This is a genomic window from Oleiphilus sp. HI0132, assembly GCF_001635845.1.
This window is the reverse complement of record NZ_LWGJ01000922.1, coordinates 1-498: the sequence shown is the minus strand read 5'-3', so window position 1 is coordinate 498 and position 498 is coordinate 1. Positions and strand designations below refer to the sequence as shown.

The 498-nt window shown below is 45.4% G+C and carries 1 pseudogene; it reads left to right on the top strand.

The annotated features are described in order from the left end of the window. A pseudogene (locus A3766_RS10395) lies at positions 1 to 498 on the top strand (AAA family ATPase); the annotation flags it as partial.

The following is a 498-nucleotide window of genomic DNA, read 5'->3' as shown; positions in this document are numbered from 1 at the left end:
GCGAGGTCTGAAACCTCAGTTTGAAGCACATCATGAACTCAAGTATACGGATGAAGCATTGCGCTCCGCAGCAGAGCTGGCTGAACGTTATATTACTGATCGTCATATGCCTGATAAGGCCATCGATGTGATAGACGAGGCGGGTGCTAGTCAGCGTTTGAAAGAAGCTGATCAGCGCTGTGACTTGATTGATGTCGAGGATATTGAAGATGTGGTGGCTAAAATAGCGCGAATTCCTCCTCGTAGCGTGACAAGTTCTGATAAAGATATGCTTAAGAATATTGAGCGCGATCTTAAAATGCTAGTGTTTGGTCAAGATAAGGCAATCGAGTCTTTATCAACGGCAATCAAGCTTTCTCGCGCCGGTTTGAAGTCGCCTGAGAAGCCTGATGGTGCATTCTTGTTCTCTGGTCCTACCGGTGTTGGTAAGACTGAAGTAACTAAGCAGTTAGCAACTGTATTAGGTATTGAGTTGGTTCGCTTTGATATGTCGGAGTA